General features: G+C 62.6%; 19 protein-coding genes. 15 read left to right on the top strand and 4 right to left on the bottom strand.

The features are described 5' to 3' along the window. The first annotated feature begins 3 nt into the window (after window positions 1-3). The 14 genes from hisG to tatC all read left to right on the top strand — a co-directional run bounded on the left by hisG (window position 4) and on the right by tatC (window position 9,513). Window positions 4-669, top strand: coding sequence for an ATP phosphoribosyltransferase (hisG, locus tag HH213_RS10350; RefSeq protein ID WP_169112197.1), 666 nt, complete (start codon window positions 4-6; stop codon window positions 667-669). A gap of 5 nt (window positions 670-674) precedes the next feature. Further along, entirely contained in the window at window positions 675-1,982 is a 1,308-nt protein-coding gene (gene hisD, locus HH213_RS10345) for a histidinol dehydrogenase (protein WP_371875698.1), read from the top strand. Continuing rightward, window positions 1,982-2,794 carry a DNA-methyltransferase gene (locus tag HH213_RS10340; protein ID WP_110845886.1) on the top strand — a complete coding sequence of 271 codons (813 nt, stop codon included), beginning with the start codon at window positions 1,982-1,984 and terminating at the stop codon, window positions 2,792-2,794. Before hisD ends, HH213_RS10340 begins: the two co-directional genes overlap by 1 nt. A 13-nt stretch (window positions 2,795-2,807) precedes the next feature. Then, a complete protein-coding gene (hisC, locus tag HH213_RS10335) occupies window positions 2,808-3,902 on the top strand; it encodes a histidinol-phosphate transaminase (protein WP_169112195.1) in 1,095 nt (364 codons plus the stop codon). An 18-nt stretch (window positions 3,903-3,920) separates the two neighbouring features. Beyond that, on the top strand, window positions 3,921-4,511 hold the full coding sequence (hisB, locus tag HH213_RS10330; RefSeq protein ID WP_090190670.1) for an imidazoleglycerol-phosphate dehydratase HisB: 591 nt from the start codon (window positions 3,921-3,923) through the stop codon (window positions 4,509-4,511). 9 nt (window positions 4,512-4,520) lie between these two features. After that, the gene (gene hisH / locus HH213_RS10325) at window positions 4,521-5,159 is read left to right on the top strand and encodes an imidazole glycerol phosphate synthase subunit HisH (protein WP_110845884.1); all 639 of its coding nucleotides are present in this window, start codon (window positions 4,521-4,523) and stop codon (window positions 5,157-5,159) included. 30 nt (window positions 5,160-5,189) lie between these two features. Next, window positions 5,190-5,981 carry a 1-(5-phosphoribosyl)-5-[(5-phosphoribosylamino)methylideneamino]imidazole-4-carboxamide isomerase gene (gene hisA, locus HH213_RS10320; RefSeq protein ID WP_110845883.1) on the top strand — a complete coding sequence of 264 codons (792 nt, stop codon included), beginning with the start codon at window positions 5,190-5,192 and terminating at the stop codon, window positions 5,979-5,981. After that, window positions 5,981-6,751: an imidazole glycerol phosphate synthase subunit HisF gene (gene hisF, locus HH213_RS10315; RefSeq protein ID WP_169112194.1), complete on the top strand. Its 771-nt coding sequence runs from the start codon at window positions 5,981-5,983 to the stop codon at window positions 6,749-6,751. The genes hisA and hisF overlap by 1 nt, the downstream gene beginning before the upstream one ends. After that, window positions 6,751-7,176: a phosphoribosyl-AMP cyclohydrolase gene (gene hisI / locus HH213_RS10310; protein WP_169115093.1), complete on the top strand. Its 426-nt coding sequence runs from the start codon at window positions 6,751-6,753 to the stop codon at window positions 7,174-7,176. The genes hisF and hisI overlap by 1 nt, the downstream gene beginning before the upstream one ends. After that, window positions 7,173-7,511: a phosphoribosyl-ATP diphosphatase gene (locus HH213_RS10305; RefSeq protein ID WP_110845880.1), complete on the top strand. Its 339-nt coding sequence runs from the start codon at window positions 7,173-7,175 to the stop codon at window positions 7,509-7,511. The genes hisI and HH213_RS10305 overlap by 4 nt, the downstream gene beginning before the upstream one ends. Window positions 7,512-7,524: 13 nt before the next feature. Next, window positions 7,525-7,893, top strand: coding sequence for a histidine triad nucleotide-binding protein (locus tag HH213_RS10300; RefSeq protein WP_110845879.1), 369 nt, complete (start codon window positions 7,525-7,527; stop codon window positions 7,891-7,893). Between the two features lie 116 nt (window positions 7,894-8,009). Then, window positions 8,010-8,213 (top strand): Sec-independent protein translocase subunit TatA, encoded by a 204-nt coding sequence (gene tatA / locus HH213_RS10295; RefSeq protein ID WP_169115091.1) that lies wholly within the window; start codon window positions 8,010-8,012, stop codon window positions 8,211-8,213. 13 nt (window positions 8,214-8,226) lie between these two features. Further along, window positions 8,227-8,757 carry a Sec-independent protein translocase protein TatB gene (tatB, locus tag HH213_RS10290; RefSeq protein ID WP_169112193.1) on the top strand — a complete coding sequence of 177 codons (531 nt, stop codon included), beginning with the start codon at window positions 8,227-8,229 and terminating at the stop codon, window positions 8,755-8,757. Further along, window positions 8,758-9,513, top strand: a complete 756-nt coding sequence (tatC, locus tag HH213_RS10285; RefSeq protein ID WP_110845877.1) for a twin-arginine translocase subunit TatC — start codon at window positions 8,758-8,760, stop codon at window positions 9,511-9,513. A 1-nt stretch (window position 9,514) separates the two neighbouring features. Here tatC and HH213_RS10280 read toward each other — a convergent pair whose 3' ends face one another. From HH213_RS10280 to HH213_RS10265, 4 genes are all read right to left on the bottom strand, one after another. After that, the gene (locus HH213_RS10280; RefSeq protein ID WP_169112192.1) at window positions 9,515-9,943 is read right to left on the bottom strand and encodes a hypothetical protein; all 429 of its coding nucleotides are present in this window, start codon (window positions 9,941-9,943) and stop codon (window positions 9,515-9,517) included. A gap of 97 nt (window positions 9,944-10,040) precedes the next feature. Further along, a complete protein-coding gene (locus tag HH213_RS10275) occupies window positions 10,041-11,963 on the bottom strand; it encodes a DUF885 domain-containing protein (protein WP_169115089.1) in 1,923 nt (640 codons plus the stop codon). A gap of 76 nt (window positions 11,964-12,039) precedes the next feature. Continuing rightward, on the bottom strand, window positions 12,040-16,197 hold the full coding sequence (locus HH213_RS10270) for a DEAD/DEAH box helicase (protein WP_169112191.1): 4,158 nt from the start codon (window positions 16,195-16,197) through the stop codon (window positions 12,040-12,042). After that, window positions 16,194-18,113 carry a S9 family peptidase gene (locus HH213_RS10265; RefSeq protein ID WP_169112190.1) on the bottom strand — a complete coding sequence of 640 codons (1,920 nt, stop codon included), beginning with the start codon at window positions 18,111-18,113 and terminating at the stop codon, window positions 16,194-16,196. Before HH213_RS10265 ends, HH213_RS10270 begins: the two co-directional genes overlap by 4 nt. A 106-nt stretch (window positions 18,114-18,219) precedes the next feature. Between HH213_RS10265 and hemE the strand changes: the two genes are divergently transcribed. Next, window positions 18,220-19,305: a uroporphyrinogen decarboxylase gene (gene hemE / locus HH213_RS10260; RefSeq protein WP_110845873.1), complete on the top strand. Its 1,086-nt coding sequence runs from the start codon at window positions 18,220-18,222 to the stop codon at window positions 19,303-19,305. Window positions 19,306-19,357 lie beyond the last annotated feature (52 nt).

Genomic DNA, 19,357 nt, shown 5'->3' with positions numbered 1-19,357 from the left:
ATCATGAGTACCTTTCAAGCCGACTCCCAGCAGCTGATCCTTGCGCTGTCGAAGGGCCGTATTTTCGAGGACACCTTGCCGCTACTGGCGGCAGCCGGCATCACCGTCACCGAGAATCCGGAGACTTCGCGCAAGCTGATCCTGCCGACCAATGACCCGAACGTGCGCGTGCTGATCGTGCGCGCCACCGATGTGCCGACCTATGTGCAGCATGGCGCGGCGGATTTCGGCGTGGCCGGCAAGGATGTGCTGCTGGAGCACGGCGGCGAAGGCCTGTACCAGCCGATCGACCTGCATATCGCCGAGTGCCGCATGTCGGTCGCGGTGCGCAATGGTTTCGATTACGAGACCGCCGTGCGCCAGGGTGCGCGCCTGCGCGTGGCCACCAAATTCGTCGAGACGGCGCGCGCGCACTTCGCCAAGAAGGGCGTGCACGTCGATCTGATCAAGCTGTATGGCTCGATGGAGCTGGCGCCGCTGGTGGGCCTGTCGGACGCCATCGTCGACGTGGTCAGCACCGGCAACACGCTGCGCGCCAACGACTTGAAAGAGGTCGAGGCCATCATGGATATTTCGTCGCGCCTGATCGTCAACCAGGCCGCGCTGAAGATGAAACGCGAGCGTCTGCAACCTATTCTCGAAGCGTTTGAACGCGCCTCCAACAAGTGAACGCCATGATTACCAAGCTCGATTCCAGCCAGGCCGATTTCAAGCAGCGTCTGGACACGCTGCTGGCGTTTGAAGCCAGCACGGACGACGCCATCGAGAGCGCCGTCTCCGGCATTCTGGCCGACGTCAAACAGCGCGGCGATGCCGCCGTCCTCGAATACACCAACCGCTTCGACCGCATTCCGAACGGCGGCGCCACCAGCATGGCTGCGCTGGAAATCTCGCAGGAAGAAATGCAGGCCGCACTGGCCGCGATTCCGGACGCGCAGCGCAAGGCTCTGGAAGTCGCCGCGCACCGCGTGCGCGTGTTCCACGAACGCCAGAAGCAGGAACTGAACGGCTTCACCTACACCGAGCCGGATGGCACGGTACTCGGTCAGCGCGTCACGCCGCTGGACCGCGTCGGCATCTACGTCCCGGGCGGTAAAGCCGCTTACCCATCGTCGGTGCTGATGAACGCGATCCCGGCGCACGTCGCCGGCGTCGAAGAAATCATCATGGTGGTGCCAACGCCGGACGGCGTGAAGAACCAGATGGTGCTGGCCGCCGCCGCGATTGCCGGCGTCACCCGCGTGATCACCATCGGTGGCGCGCAAGCCGTGGCCGCGCTGGCGCATGGCACCGAAACCATCCAGGCCGTCGACAAGATCGTCGGCCCTGGCAATGCCTACGTGGCCTCGGCCAAGCGCCGCGTGTTCGGCGTGGTCGGCATCGACATGATTGCCGGTCCGTCGGAAATCCTGATTGTTGCCGACGGCACCACCGATCCTGACTGGGTCGCGATGGACCTGTTCTCACAGGCGGAGCACGACGAGCTGGCGCAAGCCATCCTGCTGTGCCCAGACGCCGACTACATCGCCAAGGTGGAAGCCAGCATCGCCAAGCTGCTGCCGACGATGCCGCGCCAGGAAGTGATCCGCACCTCGCTGGGCGACCGCGGCGCGCTGATCAAGGTGCGCGACATGGACGAAGCCTGCGCCATCGCCAACAGCATCGCCGCCGAGCACCTGGAAATCTCCGCCGTCGAGCCGCAGCAATGGGCCGACAAGATCCGCCACGCCGGCGCCATGTTCCTCGGCCGCTTCTCGTCCGAGTCGCTGGGCGACTACTGCTGCGGTCCCAACCACGTGCTGCCGACCTCGCGCACCGCGCGCTTCTCGTCGCCGCTGGGCGTGTACGACTTCCAGAAACGCTCGTCGATCATTCACGTCAGCGAAGCCGGCGCGCAAACGCTGGGCAAGGTCGCGGCCGAACTGGCGTACGGCGAAGGCCTGCAGGCGCACGCCCGCAGCGCGGAACTGCGTATCAAGTAATGACAGATACGTGGATCAATCAGGTTTTCTGCGAGGATGCGCTGGCCGGGTTGGCGCGCATCCCGGATGGTTCCATCGATCTGATACTGACCGACCCGCCGTATAACCTCGGCAAGGACTATGGCAATGCCTCGGACCAGCAGACGGTGGACGAATACCTGCGCTGGACCGAGCAGTGGATCGACGCCGCCCTGCCCAAGCTCAAGCCCAACGGCAGCTTGTACATTTTCCTGACCTGGCGGTTTTCGCCGGAAATTTTCGTTATGCTCAAAAAGCGCATGACGATGATGAACGAGATTATCTGGGACCGCCGCGTACCGTCGATGGGCGGCAGCGTGCGCAGCTTCTCGTCGGTGCATGACACCATCGGCTTCTTCGTCGGCCGCAAGGACTACTACTTCGATCTGGACGCGGTGCGCATCCCCTACGACGCCGCCACCAAGAAGGCCCGCTCGCGCTCCATCTTTATCGGCGCCAAGTGGCTGGAAGTGGGCTACAACCCGAAGGATTTGTGGAGCGTGTCGCGCCTGCACCGTGAGCATCCCGAGCGTGCCGACCATCCGACCCAGAAGCCGCTGGAAATCATCGAACGCATGGTCAAGGCCTCCTGCCCGCCGGACGGCGTGGTGCTGGACCTGTTCATGGGCAGCGGCACCACGGCGATTGCGGCCAAGCGCACCGGCCGCCATTTCGTCGGCTTCGAGCTCAATCCGGACTACTGCGCGATTATCGCCGAACGCCTGGCCATGCCCGAAGTGCCGGCGCCGCCGCCGAAGAAACCCAAGAAACCCCGAAGTACCGTCAACTCATAGGAGCCCCAGTAAGATGTCCGCCATCGACACCCTGATTAACAGCACCATCCGCTCAGACGTGCGCGCCGCAGCCGGCTACCACGTTGCCGATGCGAGTGGCTTTATCAAGCTGGATGCGATGGAGAACCCTTACCAGCTGCCGCATCATCTGCGCGACGACCTGGCGCAGCGCCTGGCCGACGTGGCGCTGAACCGCTACCCGGTGGCTTCCTACAGCACGCTCAAGCAGCGCATCGTCGACAAGCTGGGCGTGCCGGCCGGCTATGACGTCATCCTCGGCAATGGCTCGGATGAACTGATCTCGATCCTTTGCATGGCCTGCGCCACGCAGGACCGCCGCGCCACCGCGCTGGCGCCGACGCCGTCGTTCGTGATGTACCAGCGCTCGACGCAATTCGCTGGCATGGATTATGTCGGCGTGCCGCTCAAGGCCGACCTGACGCTCGACCTGCCGGCCATGCTGGACGCTATCGCACAGCACAAGCCGTCGCTGGTGTTCCTGTCCTACCCTAACAACCCGACCGGCAACCTGTTTGCCGAAGACGACATCGTCGCCATCATCAAGGCATTGGATGGTTTCGGCCTGGCAGTCGTCGATGAAGCCTACGAGCCGTTTGCGCAGCAGACCTTTATGCACCGCTTGCCGGAATTTGAGAACCTGGTGGTGATGCGCACCGTGTCGAAGCTGGGCCTGGCCGGCATCCGCCTCGGCTACCTGTCGGCGGCGCCGCGATTGCTGGCGGAACTGGACAAAGTGCGGCCTCCTTACAACATCAATGTGCTGACCCAGGTTGCGGCTGAATTCGCGCTCGACCACCTGGAGGTGCTGAACCAGCAGGCGGCCGATTTGCGCGCCGCACGCGGCGATTTGATGGCTGCATTGGCCCGTCTGCCCGGTGTCGAGGTTTTCCCGTCGGCGGCGAATTTTATCTTGATTCGTGTGCCGAATTCCGACGATGCCTATGCGAAACTACTGTCCCGCAAGGTATTAGTCAAAAATGTGAGTAAAATGCACAGTGTGCTGACCAATTGTTTACGGATCACCGTGAGCACCCCGGAAGAAAATTCCACCTTCCTCGATGCCTTCGCCGCATCGCAGGCAGCCTGACACCATCGCGAGCTTTTCATGAACCGCACCGCAGAAATCATCCGCAATACCAACGAGACGCAAGTCCGCGTTTCCATCAACCTGGACGGCACCGGCAAGCAGAAGCTGAACACCGGCGTGCCCTTCCTCGACCACATGCTGGACCAGATCGCCCGCCACGGCCTGTTCGACCTGGAAGTGGAAGCCACCGGCGACATCCATATCGACAACCACCACACGGTGGAAGACGTCGGCATCACGCTGGGCATGGCGGTGGCCAAGGCCATCGGCGACCGCAAGGGCATCGTCCGCTACGGCCACTCGTATGTGCCGCTGGACGAAGCGCTGTCGCGCGTGGTGCTGGACTATTCCGGCCGCCCGGGCATCGAATATCACATCCCGTTCACGCGCGCGATGATCGGCACCTTTGACGTCGACCTGACGCTGGAATTCTTCCGCGGCTTCGTCAATCATGCGCTGGTCACGCTGCATATCGACAACCTGCGCGGCACCAACGCCCACCACCAGTGCGAGACGGTCTTCAAGGCATTTGGCCGCGCGCTGCGCATGGCGTCGGAACTCGATCCACGCGCCGCCGGCACCATCCCGTCGACCAAAGGCACTCTGTAAGAAGACACCATGAAAAAAATCGTAGTAGTTGATTACGGCATGGGTAATCTGCGCTCGGTCGCGCAAGCGCTGCGCGCGGTGGCGCCAGAAGCCAATGTGCTGATCTCGGGCGAGGTGGCCGATATCCAGAGCGCCGACCGCATCGTGCTGCCCGGCCAGGGCGCCATGCCGGACTGCATGCGCAGCCTGCGCGAGTCCGGCGTGCAGGAAGCATTGGTGCAGGCGTCGAAGAACATCCCCCTGATGGGAGTGTGCATCGGCGAGCAAATGCTGTTTGATGGCAGCGAGGAAGGCGACGCCGCCGGCCTCGGCCTGTTGCCCGGCAAGGTGGTGCGCTTCCAACTCGACGGCCAGACCCAGGAAGACGGCTCGCGCTTCAAGGTGCCGCAAATGGGCTGGAACCAAGTGACGCAAACGGCGTCTCATCCGATGTGGCAGGATATTGCGGACAACGCGTATTTCTATTTCGTGCACAGCTATTTCGCGCAGCCGGAGCAGGCAGCGCACACCGTCGGCCAAACAGTCTACGGTGCGCCGTTCAGTTGTGCCGTCGCCCGTGATAATATTTTTGCGACCCAGTTCCACCCGGAGAAAAGCGCCGCAGCCGGACTGCAGCTGTACAAGAACTTTGTTCACTGGAACCCTTGATTTCTACTCTCTCATCTAACTGACACCATCATGCTGCTTATTCCTGCCATCGACCTCAAAGACGGTCACTGCGTTCGCCTGAAACAAGGTGATATGGAACTCGCCACCGTATTTTCCGAAGATCCGGCCGAGATGGCCCTGCATTGGCTAAAGCAAGGCGCGCGCCGCCTGCACCTGGTCGACCTGAACGGCGCTTTCGCCGGCAAGCCGAAGAACGAGGCCGCCATCAAGGCCATCCTGGCGGCGGTGCAGGACTTTGCGGAAGAAAACGACCTGGAAGAAATTCCGGTGCAGCTGGGCGGCGGCATCCGCGACCTCGATACCATCGAACGCTACCTCGACGCCGGCATCACCTACGTGATCATCGGCACCGCCGCGGTCAAGGAACCGGGCTTCCTGCATGACGCCTGCGGCGCCTTCCCGGGCCACATCATCGTCGGCCTGGACGCCAAGGACGGCAAGGTCGCCACCGACGGCTGGAGCAAGATGTCCGGCCACGAAGTGATCGACCTGGCCAAGAAGTTCGAAGCCTACGGCGTGGAATCGATCATCTACACCGACATCGGCCGCGACGGCATGATGGGCGGCGTCAATATCGAAGCCACCGTCAAGCTGGCGCAAGCCGTCAAGATTCCGGTGATCGCCTCCGGCGGCCTGCACAACCTGGCCGACGTCGAAGCGCTGTGCGCGGTGCAGGACGAAGGCATCGAGGGCGTGATCTGCGGCCGCTCGATTTACGAAGGCACCATCGACCTGGAATCGGCTCAGCTGCGCGCCGACGAGTTGAGCGGTGACTTGATTGAAGAAGACACGGAAGAATAATGCTCGCTAAACGCATCATCCCCTGCCTCGACGTGACCGATGGCCGCGTCGTCAAAGGCGTCAATTTCACCGAGCTGCGCGATGCCGGCGACCCGGTGGAAATCGCCCGCCGCTACGACGAGCAGGGCGCCGATGAGCTGACCTTCCTCGACATCACCGCCACCAGCGACAACCGTGGCCTGATCCTCGACATCATCGAGGCGGTGGCGTCGCAGGTGTTCATTCCGCTGACCGTCGGTGGCGGCGTGCGCGAGGTGGCCGATGTGCGCCGCCTGCTGAACGCCGGCGCCGACAAGGTCAGCATGAATTCGTCGGCGGTGTCCAATCCGCAGCTGGTGTTCGACGCCTCGCAGAAGCACGGGTCGCAGTGCATCGTGGTGGCGATCGACGCCAAGCAGACCTCGCCCGGCAAGTGGGAAGTGTTCACGCATGGCGGCCGCAAGGCCACCGGCATCGACGCCATCGAGTGGGCCAGGAAAATGGAACAGCTGGGCGCCGGCGAAATCCTGCTGACCAGCATGGACAAGGACGGCACCAAGTCCGGCTTCGACCTCGGCCTGACGCGCGGCGTGTCCGACGCGGTCGGCATTCCGGTGATCGCCTCGGGCGGCGTCGGCGGCCTGCAGGATCTGGCCGACGGCATCAAGCTAGGCAAGGCCGATGCGGTGCTGGCCGCCAGCATCTTCCACTTCGGCCAATATTCGGTGCAGGAAGCCAAGCGCTTCATGGCGCAGCAGGGCATTCCGATGCGTCTGGATGGAGCGGCATGATGAATGCACCGATCCAGCCGAAGGCAGCCTGGCTGAAAAAAGTAAAGTGGGACGAACACGGTCTGGTGCCGGTGATCGCCCAGGAGGCCGGCAGCAATGATGTGCTGATGTTCGCCTGGATGAACCGCGAGGCGCTGGCCAAGACGGTCGAGCTGGGCGAAGCCGTGTACTGGAGCCGTTCGCGCAAGAAGCTGTGGCACAAGGGCGAAGAATCCGGCCACGTGCAGAAGGTGCTGGAAGTGCGGCTGGACTGCGACGAAGACGTGATCCTGCTGAAGATCGAGCAGGCCGGCGGCATCGCCTGCCATACCGGCCGCCATTCGTGCTTCTTCCAGAAGTTCGAGGGCGATGCCCACGAAGGCGACTGGCAGAACACCGAGCCGGTGCTGAAAGATCCATCCGATATTTACAAGGCAGGCAAATGAGCACCATTCTTGACCGCCTGGCCGACGTGATCGAATCGCGCAAGCCGGCCAACGGCGGCGACCCCGCCACCTCCTACACCTCCAAGCTGTTCGCCAAGGGCGACGACGCCATTCTGAAGAAGATCGGCGAGGAAGCCACCGAAACCGTGATGGCGGCCAAGGACGCCCGCGCCGGCGCCGACAGCGGCAAGGTGCTGTACGAAGTGGCCGACTTGTGGTTCCATACGCTGGTGCTGCTGGCCCAGTTCGATCTGAAGCCGCAGCAGGTACTCGATGAGCTGGCGCGCCGCGAAGGCGTGTCCGGTATCGAGGAAAAAGCATCCCGTAAAGAATAACCGGAGCCCCCGCGTGGACAACTGCATTTTTTGCAAAATAGCCGAAAAGAAAATTCCTTCGACCACCGTCTATGAGGACGAGGAGTTGCTGGCTTTTAAAGACATCAACCCGGCCGCGCCGGTGCACCTGCTGGTGATTCCGAAAAAACATTACGCCACGCTGCAGGAAGCGGCCGGCGAACCGGCGCTGCTGGGCAAAATGCTGGCGCTGGCCCCCCGACTGGCAGAGGAATTCGGTGTCGCAGTCGGCTATGATGCGGACGGCACACCATCCGCTGGCTACAAGACGCTGATCAACAGTGGGCCGGATGGTGGTCAAGAGGTGTACCATCTACATCTGCATGTGATCGGCGGCGCGCATCCATGGCGCGGTCAGCGTTGATTTAGCGCTAAACGGCCACATTTACCTCAGAGACTGATGCTTGGCGTATACTGTCGCAGCAGTTCTGGGAATCAACGAATAAATCTGGAGCGCATGCGCTTCGCAAGGGGAATATGATGGGTTCATTTAGCATTTGGCACTGGCTGATCGTTCTGGTTATCGTGATGCTGGTGTTCGGCACCAAGAAACTGGGCAATATGGGTTCGGATATCGGCAAGGCCGTTAAAGGCTTCAAGGATGGCGTCAAGGGCGACGAAGAGAAGCCGACCACGCCGGTTGCCCCGGGCACCATCGATGTCGATGCGAAAGAGAAGAAGTAAGTAGCGCCTTCTTATGATCGATCTCGGTCTTACCAAACTTGCTGTCATCGGCGTGATTGCGCTGGTCGTCATCGGTCCCGAAAAGCTGCCCAAGGTGGCGCGCATGGCCGGGACGCTGTATGGCCGCGCGCAGCGCTACCTGAACGACGTCAAGTCGGAAGTCACGCGCGAAATCGAACTGGAAGAATTGCGCAACCTGCAAAAGGAAGTGCAAGACGCCGCCCACGCCGTCAAGACGGATGTGGAAAACTCGATTGCGCAGAATATGACGGAGGTCGAGAATGCTTTCCGTGATACGCAGGCGCTGGAGTCGACGTCGTTTGCCGACAATAACGCGTCGTACGGCACGAACGCCTTCGGCAGCGTGACCACGGACGACCTGGCACGCAAGGCGCGCGAGTTCCGCCGCAAGAAGCTGGTGCGCAACTCGGCCATTCCCAACTGGTACAAGCAGCGCAATGGCGGCAAGCAGCACGTGACCTCGGGCGCGGCGCGGGTGGCCCGCTTCCGTCCACGCGGCCCTACCAACAGCTCCTTCTATTAAATGACTACACCTACCCAGGGCGAAGAGACCTTTATCTCTCACCTGATCGAACTGCGGGATCGTTTGGTCAAGGCCTCGATCGGCATTGCGCTGGTCTGCATCGGGCTGATGATCTGGCCGGGCCCTTCGCACATCTACGACATCATCGCCGAGCCGATGATCCGGTCGCTGCCGGTGGGCTCGAAGATGATTGCGACCGGCGTGATTTCGCCGTTCCTGGTGCCGATGAAGGTGACGCTGGTGATTTCCATCATCCTTTCGCTGCCGTGGGTGCTATATCAGCTGTGGGCGTTTGTGGCGCCGGGCCTGTATGCGCATGAGAAGCGGCTGATTGCGCCGCTGGTGATTTCGTCGTCGGTGCTGTTCATGTCGGGCGTGGCGTTCTGCTACTTCCTGGTGTTCGGCCGGGTGTTCCAGTTCATTGCCGAGTTTTCGCCGCAGTCGATTGCGGTCACGCCGGATATTGAAAACTACCTGGATTTCGTGATGTCGATGTGCCTGGCGTTTGGCGCGACCTTCGAGGTGCCGGTGGTGGTGGTGATCCTGGTGCGCATGGGCCTGGTGTCGGTGGCCAAGCTGAAGGAGATTCGTCCGTATGCGATTGTCGGCGCGTTTGTGATCGCGGCGATTGTGACGCCGCCGGATGCGGTGTCGATGTTCTCGCTGGCCATTCCGATGTGCCTGCTGTTCGAGCTGGGCCTGCTGGTGGCGCCGCTGTTCGTCCGCATGTCGACGGCGCCGGAAGAAAAAGCCTGATCTAAGGCAGCCGTTCAAACAAGCGCATCAGCATGCCGATCGTGACGGCATGCAAAGTCAATGACACGCCGAACAGCCAGTACATCGTGACGAATCTGGCTTTTAAACGTTGCTCCAGCGCTGCCAGCTTGGCATCAAACCGCTGCTCCAGAGCCTCGAGCTTGGCGTTGAATTCTTTCCTCAGATCGTCAAGCTTAGCGTTAAAGCGTTCTTCCAGCGCTTCAAGCTTGGCATAGATATCCGCACGTAACATTTCTATTCGCGCGATCATATCGGTTCGCAGCAGCACCATCTCGCTGGGCGAGACGGTTGCTTCCGCCATTGCCTGACGGAGCGCCAGGGCTTGTGCTTCGGCCTGCGCCGCCGGGATGCCGGCTTCAATCAGGCTTCTGGTGTATTCAAGGGTGTCGAATTTGATAGGCATATTCATGATACCTCCCCGATTTGATCGTAGCAGAAAACGGCTGACGCACAGCCGTTCCCCATCGTATCGAATCACCTGCCCATCTATTTGAGCGAACGCAGGACTACTGCATCATCAATCCCTTGATCACCCGTACCGGCGCGCTGCCGTAGCTGAGGAATTGCTCGTGGAACTGCTTCAGGTTGAAGCTGGCGCCCTGCTGCTGCTTGCGCTGCTCGCGCAACTCCATGATCTCGCTGTAGCCGCTGAAGTAGCTGGTCAGCTGCACCGACGACACCTGCACCCGATGCCATTTCTCCACCGCCTCGCTGCGCGTCTGGAACGCCTGGCGCGTCAGCAGATCGATGGCCTGCTCTTCTGTCATGCCCAGCACATGCACGCTGTAATCGAGAATCGTATTGGTCACGCTGCGCAGATTCCACTTCGACCACATCAGCCACATCTCCGGCGCATTGTCGCCGTAGCCGGACTCCAGCATCATGCGTTCGCCGTACACCGCCCAGCCTTCCACCATCGCGCCATTGCCGAAGATCGACTTCACGATCGATGGCGAACGGTTGGCATACACCAGCTGCGCGTAATGGCCCGGAATCGCCTCGTGGATATTCAGGATCTGCAAGATCCAGTAGTTGTACTCGCGCAGGCTGCTCTCGGCCGCTTCCGGCGTGGCGCCATCCAGCGGCGTGACATTGTAGAAGGTGCGGTCCTGCGGGCGATACGGTCCTGGCGCATCGATGCTGGCGCCGGCGACACCTGCCGCATAGGCCGGCGTGGCGCGTACTTCCAGCTGCTTGTTCGGGTCCAGCGTCAGCAGGTTATGGCTGATCACGTATTCCTGCAACGCCGGAATCTGGCGCTTGATCTCGTTGACGAAATCCTCGCGCGCCACATGGCGGGCCGATAGCTTGTCGATCACCATGCCGATCTTGGCAAAGCGGTCTGCCGGCTTGGCGGTGCTGCCCATGGTCTTGTCCCACAGCTCATCCGACAGCTTATCCATATTCGCCAGCAGTTCTTCGCGCGCCGCCAGCGCTTTCTGATAGGTCTGCTCGGCCGTGCTGCCGGACTGAATGTCGTAGGCAAACTTCTGCTCATACAGTTCCTTGCCGAGGCGGAAGGTGCGACGGCCCTTGGTGTCCATCAACTTGTCCTTCTCTTGCAGGAAGGCCACGTAGTTGTCGACCGCCGTCAGCGCGGCGTCGATCCGCTGCGCGTACTGCTGCTTCTCCACCGGCGTCAGGATCGACGCCTGCGCCACCTTGTTCACCTCGGTCAGCAGCGACTGCACGCCGGGCGCCTGGGCGATCGCCAGGCGCGTATGTTCACGGGTTGGATTGACGATGTTGGCGCGCGCCGCATCGTAGTAGGCCGGAATGCTGGCGATGCGCTTGAGCAGCGTGCGCAGGCGCTGCGGCTGGGCCGCGTATTCAGTGTTCAGCACCAGGTCGATCGGACCGGCGACGTTGTAGCTGGCCGGATTCCACTCCCACTCGCGCAGCGTGGTCAGGCGCCAGCGGTCGCCTTCCAGCTTGTTGACCAGCAGCGCCAGATCGGTACGCTGCTTGGGTGACAGTTGCGCTACCTTGATGGCGCCAAAGCGTTGCAGCCAGTCGCCGATGAAGGCCAGTTCCTTGGCTTGCTCTTCCTTGGTCGGCACGGTCAGCACGGCGGCGGTATCGTACTTGCCGGCGTAGATCGCGCTTTCCGAATCGATGCGCCACAGCGCGTTGAGGAACTGGTTGCTCAGGTTGTCGAACTGGCGGTCGGCCCAGCGTTCGGACGATACCTTCAGCGCCGGCACGGCGGCCGCTGCTGCAACGGCTGCGCCAGCGCGGGCCTTGCCGGACGACTTGGCGGCAGCCTTGCCCTTGGTGGATTTGCTGGTGTGTTTGGCCTTGCTGGAACTGCTGCTGGCCTTGGCGTTGCTTTTCTTGGCCGGTGTGGCTTTGTGGTGGGTAGCGGCGCCGGCTGGCGCGGCGGCCAGAGCCGCCATCAACGCAGCCAGTGCGAATCTTGTCTTAATCATCATATGCAGCCTTGTATCTGAAGCGGAGGAGATTATCACTAATCTGGCCGCTTGAGAGCGTACGATACAAGTCGAATTACTTTTTCAAGCCCTCTTGCAGCATCGCCAACATCTCGGACGACGACATGCGGCCGCTGACATCGCTGCCCTCCAGCAGGCTGTCGGCCAGGTCGCGCTTGTGCTGGTGCAGGTCGACGATGCCTTCCTCGATGGTGTGCCGCGCCACCAGGCGATAGATGGTCACCGGCCGCAGCTGGCCCATGCGGTGCGCGCGATCCGAGGCCTGGTCTTCCACCGCCGGATTCCACCACGGGTCCATATGGATCACGTAGTCGGCCGCCGTCAGGTTGATGCCGACCCCGCCCGCCTTCAGCGAGATCAGGAACACATCGCCGACGCCGGCCTGGAAGGCATCCACGCGCTTCTTGCGATCGGCCATCGAGGTCGAGCCATCGAGGTACTGATAGCTGACACCTTGTTCATCCAGATGCGCACGGATCAGCGCCAGATGGTCGACGAACTGGCTGAATACCAGCACCTTGTGCTTGTTCTCCAGCAGGCCTTCCAGTAGATGCGCGAAAGCGGCCAGCTTGCTGCTGGCCAGTCCCAGTTCCGGCGCAATCAGATTCGGATTGCAGCAGGCCCGGCGCAGCTTCATGATCTCGGCCAGGATCTGGATCGATTTCTTCTCGGCCGGTCCTTCGACCTTTTCCAGATTCTCCAGCGCGGCGCGGCGCAGCGATTCGTACAGCGCCGTCTCGTCGGCCGACAGGTCGACTTCCAGCGTGATCTCGGTGCGCGACGGTAGCTCGGTCAGTACCTGCGACTTGGTGCGGCGCAGGATGAAGGGCTGGATCAAATGGCGCAGGCGCTTGCGCGCACCCAGTTCGGCGCGATGGTCTTGCGGTTTCTCGATCGGCGCGGCGAAGCGCAGGTTGAATTGTTCGATGCTGCCCAACAGGCCGGGATTGATGAAGCGGAACAGGTTCCACAACTCGCCCAGATGATTTTCCAGCGGCGTGCCGGTGACGGCGATGCGGAACTCGCCCTTGAGCGCCATCACGGCGGCGGAGCGCTTGGTGGCGGCGTTCTTGATGGCCTGCGCTTCATCCAGCACGATGGTATTCCACTGCACGCCGGCAAACAGCGCCGACTCCAGTTGCAGCAGGCCGTAGCTGGTCACCACCACGTCGTAAGCGTGCAGATTGTTCAGCTGCTCCGCGCGATCGCCGGCGCCGAACAATTGCACGTTCAGCGTCGGCGCGAAGCGCGCGGCTTCGCTCATCCAGTTCATGCAGACAGAAGTCGGCGCGATTACCAGCGTCGGGCCTTGCGGCGCGCGCGACAGCATCAGCGCCAGTGCCTGCAGCGTTTTGCCAAGCCCCATATCGTCGGCCAAGCAGGCGCCCACGCCCCAATGGGCAAGGCGCGACAGCCAGTTGTAGCCTTCCAGCTGATAGTCGCGTAATTCCGCCTGCAAGGTACTTGGCAGCTGCGGCTCGAAGATGGTCTGTTCCTGCATGCGCGACAGATGCGCTTTCCACAGCTTGTCGGCTTTGAGCCCGCCGACATCGTCGGCCAGTTCCTCCAGCGCGAACGACGCCAGCGGATGCAGGCGCACGCCGTCGGCGGTAAGCTCGCCGTAAGCCGATACTTCCTGCAGGCGGCGATGCAGTTCCTCGGTCAGCGCCAGGTAGCGGTTTTCGCCCAATTCGACGAAGCGGCCGTGGCTCTTCTCCATCATCTCAAGCAGCGTGCGCAGGTCGATGACCTTGCCCTCGTCCACCTGCAGTTCGCCGCTGGCGGCAAACCAGTCCTTGTTGCTCTTGATGGCCAGGCGCAGTTGCTTGGTCTCGACCTTGTTGGTGACGCGGAAGCTCTCGCCCTCCGGCCAGGCGATGACGATGCTGGCCGGGTCCAGCGCCTGCAATTCCACCAGCAGTTGCAGGCACAGGGCCGGTTGGCCCAGCAGCCACTCGCCATGTTCCTGCTCGGCCGATTCCAGCACCGGACATTTGGCGATCAGGTCGCGCTCGGCATCGCGTTCGTCGATCAGCTGGCGGCGCGCTTGTACCGGCTTGCCGCCGATGTCGGCGAGTACGCTGTCGGCGCCGTCGCCCGGCTTGTAGTAGGCGCCGTTGACCAGCGGGCGCACCAGGATCTGCATCTTCAGGCCGTGCTGGTAGGGCAGCAGGTGCAGATGCAGGCGCATGTCCGCGTCCATCTGCTCCATGTCCGGCGCGGCGCCGCCGATGTCCGACTGCACCGTCACCAGCGACGAGATGGCGCTGATGGCCGACAGCACCTGCTGCTCCGCATGCGACGGCACGTTGAGCGCATCGCCGACGATGGAGGCGATCTTACGGTGCTCATCAAGGATGCTGACCACGCGCAGGCGCGTTGGCGTCTCGCGGGTGATGACCACCGAGGAGTTGTCGTCCGGGATCGGTGGCTGCAAGCGCAATTCCAGGTTGCCGGGGCTGCGCTTGACCAGCAGCTCCGGTTCGCCGGACAGCATCTCCACCCGCATGTCCGGCAGGTCGGACCAGTACAACAGCGGGTGATTCACCAGCATCGGCGCGGCACGCTGCGGGTCGATCTCGTAAGTCAGGCCAGTGGACTGGTAGCCGCGATGCGCCACCGTAATGGCCTCCGCCGCGCGGATATCCTGCGGCGTCAGAAAGTCGAACTGCTCGGACTCGAAGCGCAGACGCTTCAGGCCCACGGCGCGGCCCTTGCTCCACAGGCCGCGTGCATCGCGTTTCTGCTCCACCGGCGCGATGTCGGTCAGGCCGTGGCGCGGATCGTAGGTCAGCAACCAGACCAGGCGTGAACTGCCCGCCGCATCAGGGGCAGTCGGCTGGTGCAGGTTGATCAGCGCGGTGAGCTGGCGCTGCCAGCCTTCCTGCCGCTCGAACCAGGTGCTCAGGTCCGGGAAGCCGAAGCGCGAACGCAAGGCTTGCGCGTGCGTCTGCATCGCGGCGTCGCCCATCTGGCCCAGCAGCGCGGCGCCCTGGCTGGCGATGAACATATAACCGGCGCGTTCGGCGTTCTTCACCATTTCCTGCAACTGCTCCTTGCGCTCCTGCAGTTGCGGCAGCGACAGCCAGAAGTACAGCAGGTACTGGAACATCTGGGTTTGCAGCGACGGTTCCCACGGCAGCGCAGACACCGCGTCCACCTGCATGACGCCGGCGCGGATCTGGCGCAGCATGTCGATCTGCTGGTGCACCGCGCTGTCGTGATTTCTCGGCAGCTTGACGGCGATTTCCAGGTAGGCTTCGGCCGCCTTCAGGTGTTTGGCGTCGGCGCTGCGCAGTGCCGACAACAGGTACAGCTGCGCGCCCATGCCGGTGAACAGCTGCTTGCGTTTGCCGGTATCGCGGCGCAGGGCTTTCAGCGCGGCGTCAAAGCCGATGATGGCGGCGCTGGCGGCGCCGCGCAGCAGCACCACCACGCTGGCGAGGTACTGGCTTTGCGGCCCCACCGTGCGTTCCAGATAGCGCTTGGCGTCGTCCAGGCGGCCGCACAGCAGCGCGTCTTCCGCCATCGCCATGCGCAGTTCGGCGTTGACGTCGCCGTGACGGCGCTGCATATGCATGTCGCAGAATTCGCGGATGGCCGGCGCGGTGGGCGGTTCATGCTGGGCGTTTTGCAGCAGAACCGCCAGCACATCGTCTTGCAACAGCGGGTGGACCAGCGCGAGCATGCCCGGCTCGAATGGGCGGCCGAAGATATCGACGATCGGATGCAGCTGCGCCGCCTCGTAGCTGCCCAAGCAGAACGCCAGCACCTGCTGGACCTGTTGCGGGCCGTGGCCACGCAGAAGGCCCATGCGCAGGCGCGCCATGCCGGCGCGGTAGCTGCGCGGCTCCATGCTGTTCCAGGTCTGGCGCATCGGCACCAGCTCCGCGTAGGCGGCGCATAGGTCTTCCAGCGCGTGGGTGCCGATGGCGGAGCGGATCGCCGGCCAGCGCAGCTTGGGATTGCAGATAAAGCCGCGTCCCGTCACCACGCTGATGAAAGCCAGCCGCTCCAGCCGCGACATGGAGTCGTCCAGCGTAGCTACGGTGTACAGATTGCCGTCGTTATCCTGCTCGATGCGCGCATGGTTCAGGTGATCGAGGATGGCGGTGCGTCCCGTCGGCTCGCCGATCAGGGCGAGCAGGGCGAGGATGGCTTTTTCGTTAAATGGCAGCGCATCGAATTCGACGAGCAGCTTGGGATCGGTCATGCGTGATTCAGCTTAAAGATGTTTTGATAGAAGTCCAGCTCCGCTTCCAGCGTGCGGATAATGTTTTCGGCTTTGCGGAAGCCATGGCCTTCGCCTTCCAGCGGCACGTATTCGACCGGGATGCCACGCTTTTTCAGCGCGTCGACCATCATTTCCGATTGCTGCGGCGGCACCACCTTGTCGTCCAGGCCCTGGAAGAAGATCATCGGGCGTGACAGCTTGTCGGTGTGGTTGATCGGCGAGCGTTGGGCGTAGATCGCATCGGCCTGCGCTTTCGGCGCGATCAGGTATTCATTGTAATGCGACTCGAACTTGTGCGAATCCTGATCCAGGCCTTTCAGGTCGGAGACGCCGTAGTAGCTGGCGCCGGCCTTGAAGACGTCGTGGAAGGTCAGCGCGCACAGCGTGGTCAGGCCGCCGGCGCTGCCGCCACGGATGATCAGGCGTTCACCGTCCGCCAGGCCGCGCTCCACCAGCGCCTGGGCGCCGGCCACACAGTCTTCCACGTCGACGACGCCCCACTGACCCTTGAGCAGGTCGCGGTAGGCGCGGCCAAAGCCGGTGCTGCCGCCGTAGTTCACATCCAGCACGCCGAAACCACGGCTGGTCCAGAACTGGGTCTTCAGGTTGAGCGTATTGACGGTCATGCCGGTCGGGCCGCCATGACTGATGACGATCACCGGCGGCTTGCTGCCTGCAGGCGCCTGCACGTCCTGGTTGCGCGGCGGGTAGTAGAAGGCGTGGGCGGTACGGCCGTTGGCGCTCGGATAGCTGATGCTGGTCGGGACGGACAGGTTGGCTTCCTCCGGCAGGTCGTCAATCGACTGTGCCAGGATTTCGACGCCTTCCTCGGTGAAGTCGATGCGCGCCAGTTCCATCGGGATGGTCGGGCCGCCTGCCAGCATGGCGATGTAGCCGGGACCGACGCGCAGTTCGCGGATTTCCTCGTACGGATTGGCGATGGCTTCCAGCTTGCCGCTGCCCGGCAGCAGGCGCGCCAGGCGGCTCACGCCCTTGTCGATGTAGGTGCAAATGATTTCGCCGGCCGAGCGGAAGCCGTACATGCTGTTACCGAAGGTCCAGTGCGGGGAGGCGAATTCGGCTTCCATCGGGCACAGGCCTTCGATGCGCACGCGGTCGGCGCACAGTCGGTACAGATTCCACCATCCGCTGCGGTCGGAGACGAAGTGCAGCAGATTGTCGGGCGACCATTCGGGCTGGCAGATGGATTCCTCTTCGCCGCCAGCGATGCGTTTGGGCGTGGCCAGCGTGCCGTCGGCGTTGATATCGGCCAGCCATAGCGTGGTGCCTTGCCACGGCATGCGCGGATGGTCCCAGCTTAGCCAGACCAGCGAACGGCCGTCAGGCGACAGGCGTGGCGACGAATAAAAGTCCGCACCGTGCACCAGCACAGTCTCGACGCCGCCGGCGATGTCGATCGCGCAGATCGTATTGGTCGGCTGAGCATGTTCATCGTCGCCATGCAGCTCGCGCACGCCGATCAGCCGATTGCGCGCGCGGTCGACCACAAAATCGGCAAAGCGCTGCTTGCCGGCCTGCGTTACCGCCACCGGTGCGTCGCCAGGAATAACGCTATAGACGCAGTTATCCTTAAAGTGCGAGAAGTACACCGTCTCGCCCTCTACCGCATACGCCCCGCCGCCATATTCATGCACCCGCGAGCGTACATTGAACGGCGCCAGCGTCAATTCTTCGCTGGTGGCGCCGTGGTAGCGCAGCAGCGTGTTGCGGCCGGCCTCCGCCGCGCGGCCGGCCAGCCAGAAGATATCACTGCCATCGGCCCCGCCCAGCATTAGCGACGACAGCGGCGTCGCCCCCGCCGCCACACGCGCAGCGCTGATGGTCGAAGGCCAGGCGCCAAAGGCGGCAATGTTCGGGGAAGCAGGCGATGTCATAAAAGCTCCAAAAAGGTCAGTGCGCGGTGCTCCGCATGATAGAGCAAAATTCGCAAAATGGCGTGGGATGCGATAATAGCGGCTTGATTGTTCTCTATTGCCTTCCATGCCACAATTTGCTCCGCTCAAGAATGACACCTTCCTGCGCGCGTTGTTGCGCCAGCCCACCACCTACACCCCTGTGTGGCTGATGCGCCAGGCCGGAAGGTATTTGCCGGAATACCGCGCCACCCGTGCCAAGGCCGGTTCCTTTATGGGCCTGGCCACCAATCCCGATTACGCCACCGAGGTGACGATCCAGCCGCTGGACCGCTTCCCGCTGGACGCCGCCATCCTGTTCTCCGACATCCTGACGGTGCCGGATGCGATGGGCCTGGGCCTGCATTTCGTCGAAGGCGAGGGCCCGAAATTCGAGCGTCCGCTGAAAACCGAGGCCGATGTCCTGGCCCTGCGCCAGCCGGAACCGGGTTCGCTGGACTATGTCTTCAAGGCTGTGACCCAGATCCGCACCGAGCTGAATGGCCGCGTGCCGCTGATCGGCTTCTCCGGCAGTCCGTGGACGCTGGCCTGCTATATGGTGGAGGGCGAAGGCTCGCGCGAGTTCCACAACATCAAGAAGATGCTGTACAACCGCCCGGACCTGATGCGCTTTATCCTCGATACCAACGCCAAGGCGGTGGCCGAGTACCTGAACGCCCAGATCGACGCCGGCGCGCAAGCTGTGATGATCTTCGACTCGTGGGGCGGCGCGCTGGCCGATGGTGCCTATCAGGAGTTCTCGCTCAAATACATGCGCCAGGTGGTGGCGCTGCTGAAGCGTGAAAAGGATGGCGTCAAGATTCCGGCCATCGTGTTCACCAAGGGCGGCGGTCACTGGATCGAGGAAATCGCCGACATCGGCGCCGACGCGCTGGGCCTGGACTGGACCGCCAACCTGACCCAGGCGCGCCACAAGGTCGGCCACAAGGTCGCGCTGCAAGGCAATCTGGACCCGGCCATCCTGTTCGCCAGCCCGGACCAGATTACCGCTGAAGTCCACAAGGTGCTGGACGCTTTCGGTCCGCCGGGCGTTAGCGGCAGCGGCCACGTGTTCAACCTGGGCCACGGCATTTCGCAGTTCACGCCGCCGGAAAGCGTGGCGGCCATGGTGGAAGCGGTACACACCTATAGCAAGGCCCAACGCTCGGCTTGATTTCGATCGTGTAGAGGGGCACGTTTCGAAAGAAACGTGCCCTTTTTTATTC

The organism is Duganella dendranthematis (assembly GCF_012849375.1).
In the GTDB taxonomy this organism is placed as follows: domain Bacteria; phylum Pseudomonadota; class Gammaproteobacteria; order Burkholderiales; family Burkholderiaceae_D; genus Rugamonas; species Rugamonas dendranthematis.
This window is presented reverse-complemented; position numbering and strand designations above follow the sequence as displayed.